General features: G+C 44.8%; 15 protein-coding genes. 12 read left to right on the top strand and 3 right to left on the bottom strand.

All coding sequences use genetic code 11. The features are described 5' to 3' along the window. The first annotated feature begins 11 nt into the window (after window positions 1-11). The 12 genes from R7Q47_RS13415 (at window position 12) to R7Q47_RS13470 (ending at window position 16164) form a co-directional block, all read left to right on the top strand. Entirely contained in the window at window positions 12-1079 is a 1068-nt protein-coding gene (locus R7Q47_RS13415) for a class I SAM-dependent methyltransferase (RefSeq protein ID WP_053307501.1), read from the top strand. A 7-nt stretch (window positions 1080-1086) separates the two neighbouring features. Then, window positions 1087-2331 carry an NAD(P)/FAD-dependent oxidoreductase gene (locus tag R7Q47_RS13420; RefSeq protein WP_154204740.1) on the top strand — a complete coding sequence of 415 codons (1245 nt, stop codon included), beginning with the start codon at window positions 1087-1089 and terminating at the stop codon, window positions 2329-2331. 210 nt (window positions 2332-2541) lie between these two features. Next, window positions 2542-3282: a transglycosylase SLT domain-containing protein gene (locus tag R7Q47_RS13425; RefSeq protein ID WP_318089138.1), complete on the top strand. Its 741-nt coding sequence runs from the start codon at window positions 2542-2544 to the stop codon at window positions 3280-3282. A gap of 99 nt (window positions 3283-3381) precedes the next feature. Then, window positions 3382-4590 (top strand): DEAD/DEAH box helicase, encoded by a 1209-nt coding sequence (locus R7Q47_RS13430; protein ID WP_005382264.1) that lies wholly within the window; start codon window positions 3382-3384, stop codon window positions 4588-4590. A 250-nt stretch (window positions 4591-4840) separates the two neighbouring features. Then, entirely contained in the window at window positions 4841-5503 is a 663-nt protein-coding gene (locus R7Q47_RS13435) for a TrkA family potassium uptake protein (RefSeq protein WP_318089139.1), read from the top strand. Continuing rightward, window positions 5500-6867 carry a TrkH family potassium uptake protein gene (locus tag R7Q47_RS13440; protein ID WP_318089141.1) on the top strand — a complete coding sequence of 456 codons (1368 nt, stop codon included), beginning with the start codon at window positions 5500-5502 and terminating at the stop codon, window positions 6865-6867. The genes R7Q47_RS13435 and R7Q47_RS13440 overlap by 4 nt, the downstream gene beginning before the upstream one ends. Before the next feature lie 360 nt (window positions 6868-7227). Next, complete coding sequence (locus tag R7Q47_RS13445) at window positions 7228-10212, top strand: M6 family metalloprotease domain-containing protein (protein ID WP_248487457.1); 2985 nt, start codon at window positions 7228-7230, stop codon at window positions 10210-10212. A 172-nt stretch (window positions 10213-10384) separates the two neighbouring features. Further along, on the top strand, window positions 10385-11197 hold the full coding sequence (locus tag R7Q47_RS13450; RefSeq protein WP_033906890.1) for a hypothetical protein: 813 nt from the start codon (window positions 10385-10387) through the stop codon (window positions 11195-11197). A 176-nt stretch (window positions 11198-11373) separates the two neighbouring features. Continuing rightward, complete coding sequence (locus R7Q47_RS13455) at window positions 11374-12843, top strand: protein adenylyltransferase SelO (protein WP_053350463.1); 1470 nt, start codon at window positions 11374-11376, stop codon at window positions 12841-12843. A 212-nt stretch (window positions 12844-13055) separates the two neighbouring features. Continuing rightward, entirely contained in the window at window positions 13056-14054 is a 999-nt protein-coding gene (locus tag R7Q47_RS13460; protein WP_017634784.1) for a TRAP transporter substrate-binding protein, read from the top strand. A 70-nt stretch (window positions 14055-14124) separates the two neighbouring features. Beyond that, window positions 14125-14799 carry a TRAP transporter small permease gene (locus tag R7Q47_RS13465; protein ID WP_005384308.1) on the top strand — a complete coding sequence of 225 codons (675 nt, stop codon included), beginning with the start codon at window positions 14125-14127 and terminating at the stop codon, window positions 14797-14799. A gap of 3 nt (window positions 14800-14802) precedes the next feature. After that, on the top strand, window positions 14803-16164 hold the full coding sequence (locus R7Q47_RS13470) for a TRAP transporter large permease (RefSeq protein WP_005382255.1): 1362 nt from the start codon (window positions 14803-14805) through the stop codon (window positions 16162-16164). Between the two features lie 33 nt (window positions 16165-16197). Here the strand turns inward: R7Q47_RS13470 and R7Q47_RS13475 are convergent, their stop codons facing one another. The 3 genes from R7Q47_RS13475 to R7Q47_RS13485 form a co-directional block, all read right to left on the bottom strand. Further along, a complete protein-coding gene (locus tag R7Q47_RS13475; RefSeq protein ID WP_080276915.1) occupies window positions 16198-16380 on the bottom strand; it encodes a hypothetical protein in 183 nt (60 codons plus the stop codon). A 78-nt stretch (window positions 16381-16458) separates the two neighbouring features. After that, the gene (locus tag R7Q47_RS13480) at window positions 16459-17796 is read right to left on the bottom strand and encodes a sigma-54-dependent transcriptional regulator (protein ID WP_005382254.1); all 1338 of its coding nucleotides are present in this window, start codon (window positions 17794-17796) and stop codon (window positions 16459-16461) included. A gap of 4 nt (window positions 17797-17800) precedes the next feature. After that, a complete protein-coding gene (locus R7Q47_RS13485; RefSeq protein WP_318089143.1) occupies window positions 17801-19606 on the bottom strand; it encodes an ATP-binding protein in 1806 nt (601 codons plus the stop codon). Window positions 19607-19923: the final 317 nt, after the last annotated feature.

Here is a 19923-nt window from a genome sequence, read left to right on the forward strand (position 1 = left end):
TAGGTTTTTCCGTGTTAAATCAAAATAATGACCCTTTTAATGCTTTTGAAGCGAAGACAGAAGCTCAGAAGTTATCTTTTGCACCAATCGTGTTCCAGACCGCCAAAACGCTTCGAGATTTAGGTATTTTAGCCGCTTTAGACAGCGCTGGTGCTCAAGGCATGAGTGCCACAGATATTGCCGAGAAAACGGGAGTATCAGAATATGGTGTTAAAGTACTGTTGGATATGGCAATTAGTGCGCATATTGTTTTATGGGAACGACCTAACTATTCGCTTGCAAACCTTGGTTTTTACCTTCTTCATGATGGTATGACGAATGCAAACATGGATTTTACGGCAGATGTTTGTTACGCCGCGATGATGCATTTGACGGAAGCAATTCAAGAAGGTAAACCGTCTGGTTTGAAAGAGTTGGGCAATTGGGAGACCATCTATCAAGGTCTATCGACGTTACCAGAACAAGCCAAACAGAGCTGGTTTAAGTTCGATCATTTCTATTCGGATCGCTCGTTCCCACTTCTGCTTAAAGAGGTATTTGCAAGCAAGCCAAAGCATCTTGTGGATATTGGCGGAAATACGGGAAAATGGGCGATTCAGTGTTGTAAACATGACCCTGACGTTCAAGTGACGATTGTTGATTTACCGCAGCAATTAGAAGTAGCGATGAAGAATGTTTCAGAAAACCAGTTCGTCGAGCGTGTACGTCCATACCCTGCAAACATGCTTGATAAAGCACAAACATTGCCTGAGCATGCTGACGTATGGTGGATGAGCCAGTTCTTGGATTGCTTTTCCCCAATTGAGATCCTCAATATCCTTAAAAAAGTTAAAGCCCAGTTAACGAAGGGAGATACTATTTACGTATTGGAGCTGTTTTGGGATGCTCAAAAATACGCGGGAGCTTCCTATAGCCTTAATGCCACTTCTCTTTATTTTACCTGTTTAGCTAACGGTAATAGTCGCTTTTATCGCAGTGATGATTTCTTAGAAATTGTCGAAGCGGCAGGTTTATCTGTCGTTGAAAGAACCGACAATATTGGCCTTGGTCATACCTTATTAAAACTACAAGCAAACTAAATTCAGAATGAAAACAGAGCTCAAGCAAGTTGTTGTCGTAGGAGCGGGGCCATCAGGTTCAACCGTTTCTGCCTTATTAAAATCGCGTGGCATAGATGTTGTTGTCTTAGAAAAAGCGACTTTTCCACGTTTTTCCATAGGAGAAAGCCTACTCCCTGCATGTATGGAAGTTGTTGAACAAGCAGGAATGACCAATGCAGTAAAGCAGTTTGGCTTCCAGTATAAAGATGGTGCTGCATTTCGTCGTAATGGCGTATACACCCAGTTCGACTTTACAAACAAATACACGCCAGGACCGGGCACGACGTTTCAGGTTCAACGTGCCAGCTTTGATAAAGTATTGGCAGATAGCGCTGAAGAGCAAGGCGTAGAGATTCGCTATCAGCATGAGCTGCTCAACCTAGTGTTTGAAGGGAAAAAGTCTCGATTAGAAGTGCTCGACTCAAATAAGAAGGCTTATCAAATCGAAGCAGATTTTGTGTTGGATGCCAGTGGCTTTGGGCGTGTTTTGCCACGCTTGTTGGAGCTAGAAGAACCTTCTTGTCTTCCGCCTAGAAAAGCGATCTTTACCCATATCGAAGATCATATCTCTCCCCAAGAGCCGGAATACGATCGCAACAAAATTTTAATTTCAGTTCATCCTGAAAATCACGACGTATGGTACTGGCTAATCCCATTCTCTAATGGTACTTGTTCGTTTGGTGTGGTGGGTGAGCCAGAATTTTTCGAACAATACCCAGAAGATAAGATTGCAGCGTTGCAGCAGTTAGCCAATGAAGAGCCGGGTTTGGCTTCTTTGTTGCGAAATGCGAATTACCCGAATCCAGCAGGCGAGTTGGGTGGCTATTCTGCTAACGTCAAACGTTTAGCGACAGAGCACTACGCGTTGCTTGGTAATGCTGGTGAGTTTCTTGATCCTGTATTTTCATCGGGTGTCACTATCGCCATGAAATCGGCAGAGTTTGCAGCGGACTGCGTGGTTCGTCAGCTGAATGGTGAAAAGGTTGATTGGCAAGAAGAGTACTCGCAACGCTTAATGGTGGGAGTGAACACATTCCGCACTTATGTGGAAGGCTGGTACAACGGCACGTTGCAAGATGTGATTTTCTATCAAAACCCGAACCCACGTATTAAACAGATGATTAGTGCGATTTTGGCTGGATATGCTTGGGATACGAATAATCCTTACGTAAAACAAAGTGAGCAGCGTTTGTCGACGCTTGCAGAACTGGTTCGGGAAGCTGAACTGTAAGAATATACATTCGCTTATCCGAGAATCAGTAAGCCCAGGTCTTACCAAAAAATTGGTAAGACCTTTTTAATGCCTCTTTACTTTTACTTCTAGCGTGTTGGAGACACATTGACCACTTACATCGGTGTGTATCGAATTTGAGAATTTTTATGGTGACATTGATCACATCTAGAATTCCTGTTGCTGATATTTATATTAAATTTGTAGGAAATGGATTACATTCTGGGAGTGTTCCCTACATCCGGCTTCGTTGTGAAAACGGTTTATAAGCAACTGTATAAGTTAGTAAAGTTCCAAAAACTACATCAAAAAAAAGACAAGTTTCTTACCAAATCAATTCGCTTGGTGAGTTCGAGCCATCGACTACGCCAAACGCTTCCTCTACTTTCTAAAATTGTCGAAGAACATGACGCATCAACGGTCTCTTCGATTGCAGATTCCGAGAACGCGGTCGCGTGGGGAGGTAAAGTTTCTCCAGAGTTCAAATCTAAAGTCATCCGTATTAGTAAAGAGCTAAAGATCAATCCTAATCATCTTATGGCGTGCATGGCATTTGAAACTGCTGAAACTTTCAGTCCAAGCATCAAAAATGGTTCCGGAAGCGGGGCTACAGGGTTAATTCAATTTATGCCCTCTACCGCAGAATCATTAGGAGTGAACACAAAGACTCTTGCGAGAATGAGCGCGCTTGAACAACTTGACTATGTGAAAGCGTACTATTGGCCCTATCGAAATAAAATTAATAGCTTAGAAGATGCTTACATGGCCATTCTCTACCCTGCTGCGATTGGTAAACCGCCGTCTTTCGTTTTGTTCAGACAAGGCTCAATTGCCTATCGACAGAATGCAGGTATCGACCGCCACAAAACGGGGAAAATCACGCTTAATGATGTTTCCTACAAAGTGAGGAAAAAATTAGAAAAAGGTTTGCAGCCCAATTTCATGGGCTAAGATTGTGTCATGTTCCTAGTTTTTCGCGCATGAATCCTTCTGTTACTTCACGGGGATTCTGATACACTACGCGCCCATTTCCTCTGTTGAGACCTTTCTATGCCATTTTCTAAGCTTGGTTTAAGCGCATCGATTGCTGATGCAGTAAAAGCGCTAGGTTATGAAAAACCCACTTCTATCCAACAAAAAGCCATTCCAATCGTATTGCGTGGCCGCAATTTAATTGCAGCAGCGCAAACGGGCACAGGTAAAACGGCCAGTTTTGTTCTGCCAATTTTAGAAAAGCTTAGTCGAGGCGAAACGCAACGTAAAAAACGCGCTCGTGCGATTATCCTAACGCCAACACGCGAACTTGCGCTTCAGGTTCATCAAAGTATTGAAGCTTATGGTAAAAACTTACCATTACGCTCAATGGCGATGTTTGGTGGTGTGGATTATGCACCACAAAAACAAGCCTTGATCGAGGGTGTCGATATTGTGGTAAGCACGCCTGGGCGCTTGATTGATCTGTACGGTCAACGCGCGATTCACTTTGATGAAGTGGAAATGCTAGTGCTTGATGAAGCCGACAAAATGTTGGATATGGGATTCATCGATGCGATCGACAAAATCGTCGACTGTATGCCAGAACATGTGCAAAGTTTGCTGTTCTCAGCGACGTTATCTAACCCTGTTCGTGACTTGGCGAAAAATGCGATTATTGATCCTGAAGAGATCACGATTGCAAAGCACAGTGCCTCAAAATCAAATATTAAACAGTGGATCACGACCGTCGATAAAGACATGAAGTCGTCGCTGTTAAGTCACTTGCTTAAAGAAAATGACTGGTCGCAAGTACTGGTATTTATTGAAACTAAACACGGCGCAGCCAAACTGGTAAGCCAACTTGAGAAACGTGGCATTGTGGCAGAAGCATTCCACAGTGGCCGTAATCAGCGTGTTCGCCAGGAATTAATAGAAAAGTTTAAAGCGGGTGAAATCCAGTACTTAGTCGCAACCGGCGTTGCTGCGCGCGGTATTGATATTGATAATCTGCCAGTTGTCATCAACTACGATTTACCTTACCCGGCGGATGAGTATGTACATCGTATTGGTCGTACAGGTCGTGCTGGCGCGAAAGGTGAGGCGATATCACTGGTTTCAAAAGACGACTTTAAGAACCTCTGCATGATTGAAAGTCGTTTAGGGCACTTGCTAGAGCGAGTGGAAATTGAAGGTTTTGCGCCAAGAAAGCCAGTACCAATTTCAATTTTAAATTACGTGCCTAAGAATAAACGTAAACCGCACGATAAGCGCGAATCAAAATAGCCAGTTTATCCCATGATCTAAAAGCCGCATTCTTGCGGCTTTTTGCGTTTTAAGGCATCCAATTATGTAGCCATCGCGACGGTTTCTATTCGGTAATGAGGAAAAAAGTTAATCAGTGTCATACGCTTAACACGTAAAGTGAATCAAGGTGCGTTAAGCTTTTGTCAATTATCTGTCCGCAGGTTTGCACAAGGTAAGGAATGGGCGCAAACTTTTTTGCTTGCTAATGAATGCATAAGATGGGGCACAAATGAAAACAGGTGATAAGCAATTCGCCGTTATTGGTCTTGGCCGATTTGGTTTGGCAGTGTGTAAAGAGTTACAAGATTCAGGCGCTCAAGTTTTAGCCGTTGACATCAACGAAGACAGAGTTAAAGAAGCCGCCAGTTTTGTTAGTCAGGCGGTTGTGGCTAACTGTACTCACGAAGAGACGGTTGCTGAGCTCAAACTTGATGATTACGACATGGTGATGATTGCCATCGGAGCGGATGTCAATGCCAGTATTCTTACGACATTGATTGCTAAAGAGGCGGGAGTAAAGTCAGTATGGGTTAAAGCCAACGACCGCTTCCAAGCTCGTGTTCTGCAAAAAATTGGCGCAGACCACATTATCATGCCTGAGCGTGACATGGGGATACGTGTCGCGCGTAAAATGCTCGATAAACGGGTTCTTGAGTTCCACCCATTAGGCAGTGGCTTAGCTATGACGGAGTTTGTGATTGGCTCTCGTTGGATGGGTAAGACACTAAGTGATTTGGCTCTGTGCAAAGTCGATGGCGTGCAAGTGCTAGGGTTTAAACGGGGCCCAGAAATTACCAAGGCACCTGACCTTAATACCACACTAGAAATTGGTGACCTAATTATTGTGGTCGGCCCTCAAGATGCGCTCGCAAATAAATTAAAATCGCTATGACGTATTTTCATCAGAAAGGTGTTTTTTACGCACCAGATGGTAAACAAGAGAAAGCGAAAGGCAATGAACCGCGAATTATATTGCTCAGTTTTCTCGGTGTTTTACTGCCTTCTGCGGTATTGCTAACCTTGCCAGTTTTTTCTGTTACGGGCCTGTCGATAACGGATGCTTTGTTTACCGCAACGTCCGCTATTAGTGTGACAGGGCTTGGTGTTGTCGATACTGGGCAACACTTTACGCTTGCGGGTAAAATCTTGCTGATGTTTTTAATGCAAATCGGTGGGTTGGGGCAGATGACTTTGTCGGCGGTCTTACTCTATATGTTCGGCGTGCGTTTGAGTTTGCGTCAACAAGCGCTGGCGAAAGAAGCATTAGGGCAAGATCGGCAAGTCAATCTAAACCGACTAGTAAAGCGGATTGTTGTTTTCGCGCTTGTTGCAGAAACGATCGGGTTTGTTTTTCTCTCTATCCGCTGGGGCCCTGAAATGGGCTGGAAGACTGGTATGTTTTACGCCTTGTTTCATGCAATTTCTGCATTTAACAACGCTGGGTTCGCGCTGTTTTCTGACAGTATGATGAGCTTTGTGAATGATCCGTTGGTTATCTTTACACTGGCGGGGCTATTCATTTTTGGCGGGCTTGGTTTTACTGTTGTGGGTGACATCTGGCTAAACTGGCGCAAAGGTTTCCACTTTTTGCATCTTCACACCAAAATCATGCTGATTGCGACACCGATATTGCTCTTAGTCGGAACGATGATGTTTTGGTTACTTGAGCGAAGCAACCCAAACACAATGGCGTCTTTACCTGCAACAGGGCAATGGTTGGCGGCATTCTTTCAATCTGCGAGTGCGCGAACGGCAGGGTTTAATAGTGTTGACTTGGCGTTGTTTACCCAGCCGGCCTTACTGGTCATGATTGTTCTGATGTTAATTGGAGCGGGTTCCACCTCAACGGGGGGCGGTATTAAAGTTTCCACATTTGCTGTTGCGTTTATGGCTACGTGGACCTTTTTACGCCAAAAGAAACATGTGGTTATGTTTAAGCGAACCATAAATTGGCAAACTGTGACTAAGTCATTGGCAATTATCGTTGTGAGCGGAGCCATCCTGACAAGCGCAATGTTTTTATTGATGCTTACCGAGAAGGCCAGCTTTGATAAAGTTATGTTTGAAACCATTTCCGCATTTGCCACAGTGGGGCTCACCGCCGGTTTGACTGCGGAACTTTCTGAACCTGGTAAATACATTATGATCGTGGTGATGATCATTGGTCGTATTGGGCCGCTCACGCTTGCCTACATGTTGGCACGTCCTGAACCTACCTTGGTCAAATACCCAGAAGACGCCGTTCTTACAGGTTAATATAGCGTTAAACAATGGCCGCGCGACCATTACGAGCATTGATTAATAGCAGTGCTCGTACATTTATAGAATATGTGGAATGTTGCCCAGTTTTACCTACAAATTCGTAGAAGTTCATTTCTTCTTCCTTTCGTTTCGATACTATTCATTCACTCAATTTATATTCTCAGAAGCTACGCTCATAACAGCGTTTTGGAATCCGACGCTTTTGTAGTGTGACACCAAACTACGTCGTGTTATCTGAGCGAATTGATACCAGCCTTCGTCAATAGTCACTCAGTCTTACTCTATGCCCATAGGGTTACTTTGTGTTTGTTGTGCTTGGTATTAATTAACGAATCGAAAAGATGGAGTCGTACTTTGAAATTCAACACACTCGCCATGGCTATGCTAACTGCGCTTCTTGCAGGGAAGAGCATGGCAACTACTCCGCCATCACCGGTTTGGCATACTATTGCGTTGAGCGATGGTAGTTCCAGTGAGGCAATTCTACGTGGAACGGCAGATTTCCACTGGTTTGAAGATAAGCAGGGCAATGCCTTACTTCAGGAAGACGGCGTTTGGTTTTTCGCGCGGATTCAGCGCAGGTCAGACACGCCAATATTGATCTCGACAGGTGTGGTGAAAACGCAGTCGAGTGAGCCACCTGAGTCGGCGAGGTTTCGCCCGGATTTACAAGTTAAACCGCAATTATCTTCTCTAAAAACCATTGAACCGATGGCACGAAAAAACCTACTGCGTCCGGCGCAAGGTTACCAGGCGATGAGCAGTTCAACGGTGAAGCAGCAGCCCCTATTGGTTGTGCAAGTTTCGTTTGATGACCAAGCAATGGTGCACGATTTTGAGCAACGCGTATTTAATACCAATGGTCAAAGCGTTGTGGATTACTTTGATAAAAACTCTCAAGGTAAATTCAAAGTTGTTCCTGCACTTGAGAGTTACGGCACCGCCAATGACGGTGTGATAGATGTGACTGTGGCACAAAGCCACCCTAACTGTCACTCTAGTTCTACTGATAAGACATGCACCGCCAAGTTGAATGCGGTTTTCACCGAGGCTTATCAAAAACTGGATCCATACTTTAATCTTTCGGCCTACGACAGCAATCAAAATGGTACCGTAGAACCGTCAGAACTCTCTGTCATGTTTATTTTTGCGGGGGGCGATCGTTCAACAGGGGTTCTCAACCGTCCTGCTATTTGGCCGCACAAATTCTCTCACGATGATGTCACACTAGATGGTAAAAAGATCACAGACTATTGTGTGTTCGCTGACTATCAAGTTGATCATCAAGCGACCTTGGGCGTGATCGTACACGAGCTTGGCCACTTAATGCTTGGATTACCGGATTTGTACGCAAGGAACAGTGATGCCTCGATCGGCTCTTGGGGCGTGATGGGTGGCGGTTCATGGGCGCAGAAACCGGGAGATTCATACGCTGGTGACACTCCGGTGAACATGAGTGCATGGAGCAAACACGCTGCTGGTTTTGTTGTACCAACGGTAACTCATGAAAGTCCAGCGCCTATTTCTGTGAACAACGACGATGTCAAGCTGGTGTATCTCGACCCGTACTTGAAAGAGTTTGGCCCACGTGTTTACTTGGAAAATCGCACCTTTAGCGGTTACGACCGAGCATTGGCGGCTGAAGGTATCCTGGCGACGTCGGTCAATGTCCAGAACCGCTTTAATGATGTTGGCGCGATGCAGGTTCAAATCATGCAGGCTGATGGTCTGAATGAGTTAGAAAATGGTGGTAGGAGTGACGCTGACGATTTGTACCCTAATGGTGGCAATGTCATTTCAGATACATCGACCCCGGGTCTGAGAACGATCACAGGGTTTGATACTGGGGTTCGTATTTCCAACATTGCCAGCAACACCAACGGTGGTAGTTTTTCTCTTGAACATACAAACGAACCAAATAAGTCAGCATGGCTGAACTCTCTTCACCAAGGTTATGTGTACGCGAGTGGGAGTAACACTCTGGCGGTGTCACTGGACTTGAATCGTGATACAGAGCTTGATGGCCTTCAACTTTACGCGCAAAGAGATAGCGCTCAAAGTGACATGACTTATCGAGTTTGGCGATTCCCATTTTCTGGAAACATTGGCTATCGATTAATATTGAATCAAAACAACGCTGAGCTTTTACAGCAAGGTAACTTCCAAAAGTCATCTCGAATTTTATTCCCTCAATCAAGCCAATTGAGTGCGGGTCAGCATTTATTGGTCGTTGAATTGGAAGGCGGTCAATTTGATGCAAACTTTGATTTCGGTCGCTTGCTAAAAACTGAAAAAGCCTCTCTACCTGTAATGTGGACTGGTGATTACAGTGAGATTGGCACGTTTGGTCTAGAAAAAGCCGGGTTCTCTTATATTCCGTTTGCAGCATTATTAAATGTGGATGCGAGCAACTTGGTTGAAGCGAAATCTGATTCGTTACAAACCAATAAAAATACGCCAATCAAACTGAACCTGATGGACAATGATTTCATGGCGGTAGGGTATCAGTTCAATGTGGACATTGTGCAGAAGCCTGAGCACGGCACCATCTCTGGCAACCAGTACCAACCTGAAGCTAACTTCGTTGGTCTGGACACTTTCCAATATCGTTTGTTGTCGGTTGATGGTGCGTACTCATCTTCAATCGTGAATGTGCAAGTGGAAGTGCTTGGCAGCAACGAAGCGCCAGTGGCTGTGATTGATATTGATAATAAAGACATGACGGTTGGGCAGCGAGTCACGTTGTCTGCGTTAAATAGTACGGATGCTGATGGTGACGTGTTGAGTTATAAATGGGAGCAGTTGGCTGGCACTTCAGTTTCTCTTGGCAATGCAACCAGTGTTAGCACAAGCTTTACGGTGCCTCAAGGTGCAAAAGCGGGTGAGGTTCTGACATTCCGTTTAACCGTGACTGATCCTAGTAATGAAACGTCCAGTGCTACCGTCGATTTAACCATGAAAAACGCAGCGCCACTTACGCTTGCAGATACGGCGACCGTTGCCGTTGGTGAAAGTATTCTGATTGATGCAGCGAGCAATGATTCGGATGTGAACGGCGATAAACTGGTTGTAGAAAGTGTACAGAACGTAACGGGTGTGGGAAGTGCGAGTGTAGAGAATGGCAAAATCCGTTTTCAAGCACCGGATAGCCCTACTGACGGCATCAAGCTGCAATATACGGTTTCAGACGGTCATGGTGCCACTGCTACGGGGGAAGTTATCGTGACGGTTGTTGCTTCTTTGAAGACAACGACATTCAAGAACTCTGAAGGTAGCGGCAGTGTTTCTTATTGGGCTTTGATGTTACTTGCAACATTAGGCTGGCGACGTCGCGTCTAAAACGGTATTGAATTGCGGTATAAGCCACTCACATTGAGTGGCTTATTTTTTATCTGATCTATTTTGGTTTCGTTCTCATTGTCTTATGAGATGTGTTTCTCATTATTTTTAAAGCGATTTTTCTACTCTGCGGTTACCCTAGGGGCCGATTTTTATGAACTAAGGATGTTATATGTCTACCGAGGGCTTTTCTGTTTCGGAAATATGCCGAGAAGCGGCAGTGATGGTCAGAAGGAATCTACTCGCAATTGTTATTGCTTGTATTCCGTTGATTATCGTGCACTCAATTTTTGCTTTTATGTATCCTGAAATGACGGGGCAAGATCAAGCGAACGTTCAAGAAGGTAATGTCGCAGGATTTTATTTCGTCACAATTATTTTGTACCCACTTGTTGCCGCTATGGCGGCTGTGCGTGTGCATCGAATTTATTTAGCCGGCGATTACATGCACTCTGCGTTGGATGTATTTCGTTTGTCAGCTCGAGAATTCCGTTTCATAGGCTGGTGGATACTGTTTGGACTGATGATGATGCTCGTTATTGGTATCCCGATCTTTGTGTTGTCGTTTATCTACATTGCAGAAAGTGGTGAAGCCGACTTTGTTGCTATGGCTATTATCACAACGATTGCAAGCATTCCTGGCTATTGGGTAATGGCGCGATGGTCATTTGTGTTGCCAGCGACTGCAATGGATCATCAGCCGCGCAGTTTGCGTCGTTCGTGGAATCAGAGCAGACCATACAACAAACAAGTATTCATTTTGATGGGACTAATTCCATTGGGTGCGGGCTTGCTCAGTCAGCTGATCTTTAGCCACTTTACGAATCTCTTTATGTTGAGCCTCGTCGGTGTGGCCTATGGTATTTTTGGCGCGTACCAGCTGGCATTGTTATCGTTGAGCTATAAAACGGTAGTGGATATCGAACGCGCTCGTTTTGATACGCCATCACAGCCACCAAAAACGGGTGAAGAATTTTCCGCTTAACCCTTTGATCGTTTTTACATGCTACCTCCGTTTAGGAGACGGTCTGCGGCAGGTTGATACCTTCCTGCCGCCTTCGCGTTATTCACGCAAAATACCCATGCCCATTTCATGGCTGAATGACAGGGACATTCACACGTATACTCACAACAGTACTTCTTTTTATTAAGGAACCCTACATGTCCATTTGGCAACGGGTCAATTTCACCCATCGCTTTAGTCAATTACCGTCAGCGTTCTATACGTTGGTCGAGCCACAACCCTTGGACAACACTCGCTGGGTCGCTTGGAATGGTGAGTTTGCACAGCAGTTTGGTTTACCAGAAGAGCAAAACGATGAGTTATTGGCGGTTTTTTCTGGGCTAAGTGAATTCGAACAATTTCGTCCTCTTGCGATGAAATATGCAGGCCATCAGTTTGGCGTTTACAACCCAGATTTGGGCGATGGACGTGGATTACTGTTGGCAGAAATTGAGCATCAGGATGGTACTTGGTTTGATCTTCACCTCAAAGGTGCAGGGCTAACGCCTTACTCGCGAATGGGAGATGGGCGAGCGGTATTACGCTCAACTATCCGTGAGTACTTGTGCAGTGAAGCCATGGCGGGCCTTGGGGTTCCCACGACACGTGCTCTCGGTATGATGGTCAGTGATACACCTGTTTATCGAGAAAAAACGGAATCGGGCGCTTTGTTACTTCGAATGGCTGAAACCCATGTTCGATTCGGTCACTTTGAGCATTTCTTTTACACCAACCAGTTAGCGGAGCAGAAGCTGTTGGCGGATAAGGTGATTGAGTGGCACTTTGCTGATTGTGCATCGGCGGAGAAACCATATGCCGCGATGTTTGACGCCATCGTGACTAAAACAGCCGAGATGATCGCATATTGGCAAGCTTTTGGTTTTGCGCATGGTGTGATGAATACCGATAACATGTCAATTCTTGGGCAAACTTTTGATTATGGTCCGTTTGGCTTTCTTGATGATTATGAGCCGGGATACATTTGTAATCATTCAGACTACCAGGGTCGTTACGCATTTGATCAACAGCCTAGAATTGCGCTTTGGAACCTGTCAGCACTGGCGCATGCGCTATCGCCACTCGTTGAACGAGAAGATTTAGAATCGTCGTTGAGTCAATTTGAAGTTCATTTAAGCCAGCAGTTCAGCCGCCTCATGCGTGAGAAGTTGGGCTTAAAAACTAAGATAGCGGAAGACGGGCGTTTGTTTGAAGCTATGTTTGAGCTTCTTCACCAGAACAAAACGGACTACACTCGCTTCTTCAGAACACTTTCAAACCTTGATAATGCGCCTTCCCAAGCCGTAATCGATTTATTTCTCGACCGAGAAGCAGCGCGAGCTTGGCTTGAGCTGTATTTAGCTCGGTGTGAGCTAGAGGTTGATGAACTAGGGGGCCTGATTTCAACCGAACAGCGTTGCAAACAGATGCGTCAAGCCAATCCCAAATACATCTTGCGTAACTACTTGGCTCAGTTGGCGATTGATAAAGCGGAAGAAGGGGACTTTAGCGAATTACACCGATTGTCCGAACTGTTAAAACGCCCATTTGATGAGCAACCCGAGTTTGATGATTACGCGAAATTGCCACCGGAATGGGGGAAGAAAATGGAGATAAGCTGTTCTTCATAAATGGGTCATTTCCCACCCATTTGTATCTTTTTCTTGGGTGGAATTCACTCGTTACACTTCTGATTCATGTTAATGGGCTTTGTTAATTTATTGAAATGAATATAAATTTTAACATGGTCCATTAATTGCTCTTTGTTGAACATCCGTACCCATCGCCTAACACCTAGTTACTCATGGACGGGATGGGATGTGATTCAACAAGGAGAATAATAATGTTTAAGCCTCTAACTCTACTATCTGTCTCTGCACTTGCTGTTACCAGTTTTAATGCTGCCGCAAATTGTGACCCGGGTGAAACGGTCATCAAGTTTAGCCATGTAACGAACGCGGACAAACACCCTAAAGGCATCGCGGCTTCGTTACTTGAAAAGCGCGTCAACGAAGAGATGAACGGTAAAGTCTGTATGCAGGTGTTTCCTAACTCAACACTTTATGATGATGACAAAGTGTTGGAAGCGCTACTGAATGGTGATGTTCAACTCGCTGCTCCTTCTCTTTCTAAGTTTGAGAAATTCACCAAGAAGTACCGCCTTTTCGATCTTCCTTTCTTGTTCGATGATGTCGACGCGGTTGACCGTTTCCAAAACTCGGAAGCGGGTGAAAAGCTGAAAAATTCAATGAAACGTCGTGGCCTACAAGGCATTGCGTTTTGGCATAACGGCATGAAGCAAATGTCAGCCAACAAGCCGCTCATTTCTCCAACTGATGCTGAAGGACTTAAGTTCCGTGTTCAAGCGTCTGATGTACTCGTTGCTCAGTTTGAGCAGCTAGGTGCTAACCCACAAAAAATGTCGTTCAAAGAAGTTTACGGCGGCTTGCAAACTAAGGTTATTGATGGTCAAGAAAATACTTGGTCAAACATTTACGGCAAAAAATTCTTCGAAGTTCAAGATGGCATTACGGAAACGAACCACGGAATTCTGGATTACTTAGTTGTGACGTCAAACGACTTCTGGAAAAACCTACCAGATGATCAGCGCGAGCAGTTAAATACCATTATTCAAGAGGTAACTGCGCAGCGTAATGCTGAGTCAACCAAAGTAAACCTTGCGAATAAGAACAATATCATCGAAGCCGGTGGTGTGGTTCGTACTCTAACGCCAGAACAGCGCCAAGAGTGGGTCACTGCACTTCAACCAGTATGGAAGAAGTTCGAAAAAGACATTGGTTCTGACCTAATCGAAGCCGCTTTGGCGTCTAACCAAAAATAATAACAGCTAGCACATTTAGCCCTCTCAAACTGAGGGGGCTCTTTCCCCCTACAGACGACGTGATGTAATTATGGAACAGACTTTTTTTGCCAAGGCTGGACGAATCACCGATGCCATTGAAGAGACTTTGATTGCTTTCTTCTTGGGTGCCATGACCTTGCTGACCTTTGCCAATGTCATCTTTCGTTATGTCTTTAACGACAATATTCTTTGGGCGCTTGAGCTCACCGTTTTCATGTTCGCATGGATGGTGTTGGTTGGCGCATCTTATGGTGTGAAAAAACACTTTCATATTGGTGTCGATGTCATTATTAACATCGTTCCGGAAGGTAAACGAAAAGCCCTGGCGCTTTTTGCAGCAATGTGTTGCTTAGCCTTCTCTATTTTGCTGTTAATTGGCGCTTGGAACTACTGGTATCCGTTCGCTACCGACCGAGCGTGGTATGAAACGGACGATATTCCGATGCCTGAAATACTCCAGTTCATGGCCGACTGGTTAAATGAGGGAGAGCGTTATGAAAAGCTGCCACGTTTTATTCCTTACTTCGCTTTGCCACTTGGAATGGCGCTACTAACGTTTAGATTTGTTCAAGTCACGTGGCAAATCGCTACTGGTAAGCTCGATCGCTTGATTGCAGGACATGAAGCGGAGGAAGAGCTCGAATCTCTTAAAGCTGAGATGAGTGACGCTGAAGACGTAATGGCTCCAAAGGCCTCGCAAGACGCTAAAAACAAGGAGCAATAAGCCATGGATATCTTATTTCTATTTTTGATGGTAATTGGCTTTATGCTGGTTGGCGTGCCAATTGCTATTTCGCTGGGCCTTTCCAGTGTTCTTTTCCTTTTAATGCATTCGGATGCCTCTTTAGCGTCAGTTGCTCAAACGCTGTTTAATGCATTCGCGGGCCACTACACGCTATTGGCTATTCCATTCTTTATATTGGCTTCAAGCTTTATGTCGACGGGTGGCGTAGCAAAGCGGATCATTCGTTTCGCCATTGCCATTGTAGGCTGGTTCCGCGGCGGTTTGGCGATGGCTTCGGTTGTAGCGTGTATGATGTTTGCCGCGTTGTCAGGTTCCTCACCTGCAACGGTTGTTGCCATAGGTAGTATTGTTATCGCAGGTATGATCAAAAACGGTTACTCAAAAGAGTTTGCCTCTGGGGTAATTTGTAACGCAGGTACGCTAGGGATTTTGATCCCACCTTCGATTGTGATGGTGGTGTATGCAGCCGCAACGGATGTGTCAGTTGGACGTATGTTCCTTGGTGGTGTGATTCCCGGTTTGCTGGCGGGTGTCATGTTGATGATCGCGATTTACATTGCCGCGAGAATCAAGAACCTTCCAAAGCAACCTTTTGTCGGTTGGAAAGAAACTTTTGATGCCGCCAAGGATGCAAGCTGGGGCTTGTTGTTGGTCGTCATCATTCTTGGTGGTATCTATGGCGGTATCTTTACGCCGACAGAAGCCGCTGCGGTTGCTGCTGTGTACTCATTCTTTATTGCTAACTTTGTATACAAAGACATGGGGCCATTTGCAGACAAGAAAAACACTAAACCTGCGCTCGTTAAAATCTTCCAAACCTTTGTTCATAAAGACACGAAACACACCCTGTATGAAGCGGGCAAACTCACCATCATGCTGCTGTTCATCATTGCTAATGCCTTAATTTTGAAGCATGTTTTAACGGAAGAACGCATCCCGCAAATGATCACCGAGTCGATGCTCTCGGCTGGTCTCGGACCCATCACTTTCTTGATTGTGGTGAACGTCTTGTTGCTGATTGGTGGTCAGTTCATGGAGCCATCAGGCTTGTTGATCATTGTTGCGCCGCTCGTGTTCCCAATTGCGATTGCATTAGGTATAGACCCAATTCATTTGGGCATAATGATGGTGGTGAATATGGAGATAGGAATGATAACGCCGCCCGTGGGTCTTAACTTATTTGTGACCGCTGGTGTTGCCAAAATGTCGATGATGAACGTAGTGAAGGCAGCATTACCCTGGGTTGGAGTGATGTTCTTGTTCCTAATTATCGTCACATATGTACCATGGGTATCGACTTGGTTGCCTACTACCTTGATGGGGCCGGAGATCATTACCAAGTAATGGAAGCCAGAAAGTAGAAAGAGGTGTGAGAATTCACACCTCTTCATCTATTGATTTGTAACAAGTTTTGCGCGGGTCTGAATTAATTCGACGTTCATAGTGTCGCCACCTCTTTTTATTTTTACGACGCTCTTCACCGAGTCTTCTCTCTTCTTGATAGCAACCGTCTACGAGCACGGTATCTGTAACAATCGGTATTCTCACTTTTTCGTTCATATCTGTAACAACCATGATAAACCTGTTGTTAAAAATTATGATTCAAGTTGAATATAATGCCAATTATCTGAACGTGTTTTATTTGTAAAGGTCTTTATTTATTTGGTAACGCTGCATCTTGTCGTAAAGGGTTTTTCTTGGCACATTTAATTGGCACATTGTCTGTTTAATACTACCGTTGTTTTCTAATAAAGCGCCTTCAATGGCTGCTCTCTCAAACTCCGCCACTTGCTCTGCAAGGCTTGAGGAAGACTTAGCAACTGGGTTCGATTCTCCCAACTGAATTAACTTACCCAATAGTACAAAACGTTCTGCAGCATTTCTGAGTTCTCGAACATTACCAGGCCAGTCATGGCTCATCAGTTGCGCTAGATCTTGGGGTGACAAACTAGGTGAGCTTTTGCCATAACGTGAAGCTGCTACCAACAGAAAGTGGTGAAAGAGGGCGGGAATGTCTTCTTTTCGTTCGCGTAGTGGCGGGAGATCCAAGGTCACGACATTGAGCCGATAATAGAGGTCCTGACGGAAAGTACCTTCTTCAGCTGCGTGTTTTAAATCGACCTTTGTTGCGGCAATCACTCGAATATCTAAAGGCAATAATTCATTGGAACCGACACGCTCAATCACGCGCTCTTGTAATACCCTCAATAAACGAATTTGGGCTTGGATAGGCATCGACTCGATCTCATCCAAGAAAAGTGTGCCGCCTTGTGCAAACTCAAATTTACCGATACGACGGCTTTCGGCGCCAGTGAATGCGCCTTTTTCATGGCCGTAGAGTTCACTCTCAATTAAGTTCTCTGGAACCGCTCCACAATTTACGGCGACAAAGTTTTGGTTCCGGCGAGAGCTTTGCTCATGTAAAGAACGAGCGATTAACTCTTTCCCTGTACCGGTTTCACCAAACAATAAAATATCGGCGTCGGTATCGGCGATTTGGGTGATGGTCTCTCGTAATATTTGGATGCTAGAGGTTTCACCAATAACTCGTGGACCAAGGGTTTTACTGGCTTTAAGTGACAGGCGCAGTTTTTCATTTTCATTGGTTAGTTTGCGCTTCTCAATCGCCCGCTTAACCGTTTCAACCAAATGCTCTGGCGCAAAAGGTTTCTCAATAAAGTCGTAAGCGCCTTGATGAAGGGCTTGCACTGCCATGGAAATATCACCGTGTCCAGTGATCATGATGACGGGTAAGTTTGCATCGCGTTGAGTCAAAGTTGTTAGCATATCCATACCAGAAATGCCCGGTAAACAGATATCAGTGACCACGACGCCAGCTTCTTCTCCTTGCTGCATCGCTATTAAAGCCGATTCTGCATCCACAAAAAACTTGGCGTCGATATCCGCCAGTTCAAAGGTCTGTTCTATAGCGATTCTGAGATCGGCCTCATCATCAATAAAAAACACCTGACACATGATCTTATCCTTTTGATGGTTCAGTGTTGTAAGAAGTGATAGGTAAACACAATGAGAATCGAGCGCCGCCTTGTTCTCGATTATGGGCACATAATTTTCCATTCATACTGGCTAAGATTTGTTGCGAGATAGAGAGACCCAAACCTAAACCGTTCAGTTTAGTGGTTAGAAACGGCTCACATAAATCAGAAAGTGAGAAAGAGCCAAGTCCTGGGCCATTATCATCAACATGAATCCAAACTAAATCAGTGTGCTCATCGTGTTCTACAGATAATTCTACCTGTTTGTCTTGTTGTTCTTTGAGTGCTTCTATCGCATTAGTCAGTAAATTGACCAACACTTGCTCCAGTTGAATAATATTGATCTGCACTTCAACATCATGCTCTGGCAAATTTGTTTCTAACGTGACGCGCCCTGATTTAAATGCGGGCTTCATCAGTTCTTTTACAGAGGCTATCACAGGGAACAATCGAGATTGAGCCAACTCGTCACCACTGGTTTTTTTGGCGAAAGAGCGAAGTTGCTGACTGATATTTGCCATACGGTCAGTGAGAGCAGAAATGCGAGTGAGATTATCTTCCACTCGCTCATATTTTTCTTTTTTTAGAAACAGCTTGCCGTTCTCCGCAAAGCTACGAATTGCCGCAAGTGGATTATTCAGTTCATGGCTGATACTGGCTGACATTTGTCCTAACACCGCGAGTTTCGCTGCTTGCACCAATTCATCTTGAGTAACGCGTAAAGTTTGCTCGGTATCGATACGCTGTGCGATCTCAGCTTGCAACTCGGCAGTCCGTGCCATGACTTGATATTCCAACTTTTGATTGGCTTCTTGTTGAATTCGTTCAATTTGCAAGTGACGCTGTTGACGGTGATAGATAAGCTGACCAATTAAAAACAAAACCATGAATGCTAAAGTGAGTACAAAGATGTAACCCATGGTGAACCAAACGATCGACTGTTTAGGAGACAGCACACGAATTGTCAGTTTGAGTTCGGGAAGGGGCAGCGAAGAGACCACCAAGGTTCCTTTATTGTATGGGTAACCCTGTTTAAGCTCAGAATGCACCTCGTCCAAACTACCTACTAATCCAAGCGTTTCAATTGGCGCATCAAGATATTGTTGGCTTGCCCAAACTTGCTTTTTCTCTTTTTTTGTCAGTGGTTGTAAGCTTTTGAGTAGCCATTCACTTCGGCTACTCATGAAAACAATTCCGTATGGGTCGCTGGCGACAAAAACACTGTTAGGTTGCTGCCAGTTGTCCTCTATCTTACTTAGGTCCATCTTCACCACGACGACACCAAGTACACCGCCAGCGTATACGATGGGATAAGAATAGTAGTAGCCACGTTTACCAGATGTTGAGCCCAGTGCGTAGTATTGGCTTCGTTTACCTACAATGGCTTGTTTGAAATAAGGGCGAAATGCAAAATTTCGCCCGATAAAGGAGCGCTCTTTACGCCAGTTGCTGGCTGCGATCGTTGTACCCCATTGATCGATTAAGTACGTATCCGCTGCTTCAATCACGCCATTAACGGATTCTAAATACCGATTAGTGATTTCCAGTTGCGCACTGTTGTTGGGGTGCAGAAGCGCTTGATAAAGTGGATCATCTTTAGCGAGAAGATTTGGAATATGGGCGTACTTATCGAGTTTATTTTTTATATGGCCAGAAAATTGCTCAAGCTGTGATTGGTGTTTATCAAGTAGAGATTGATAACTGGTTTGCCAAACCCAATGGCCACCGATAATTGCGCACAGGAAATAGAAAGTAAAAAATGTCAGCAGAATCCGTTTTTTTTGCGACATCCTTACACTCCTTACAACTTCCTTTGGTCACGTAAGAAAATGTTAATAGTTTGTAGGAAGGATTAGGGATTTAGTTTTCAACTCTGTGGAGTAAAACAAGAGCAAGATCTCTTTTTAGGCTTTTCGATAAAAAAACCGGTCGATTCTCTTGAAAAAGTCGCTATTGTCCCCATTTTAGATATGCTGGCGATGCTTAGACGGTGTCTGAATCGCATTTTTGAAGAAAAAATGGGTCAGCATTCGAGAATTTAGCGCAGACAATGTCCACATAGTGGCTATTGGCTCGACAGGGTTGCGACAGATCGCTAGAATGTCGC

Source organism: Vibrio sp. Vb0349, assembly GCF_033338975.1.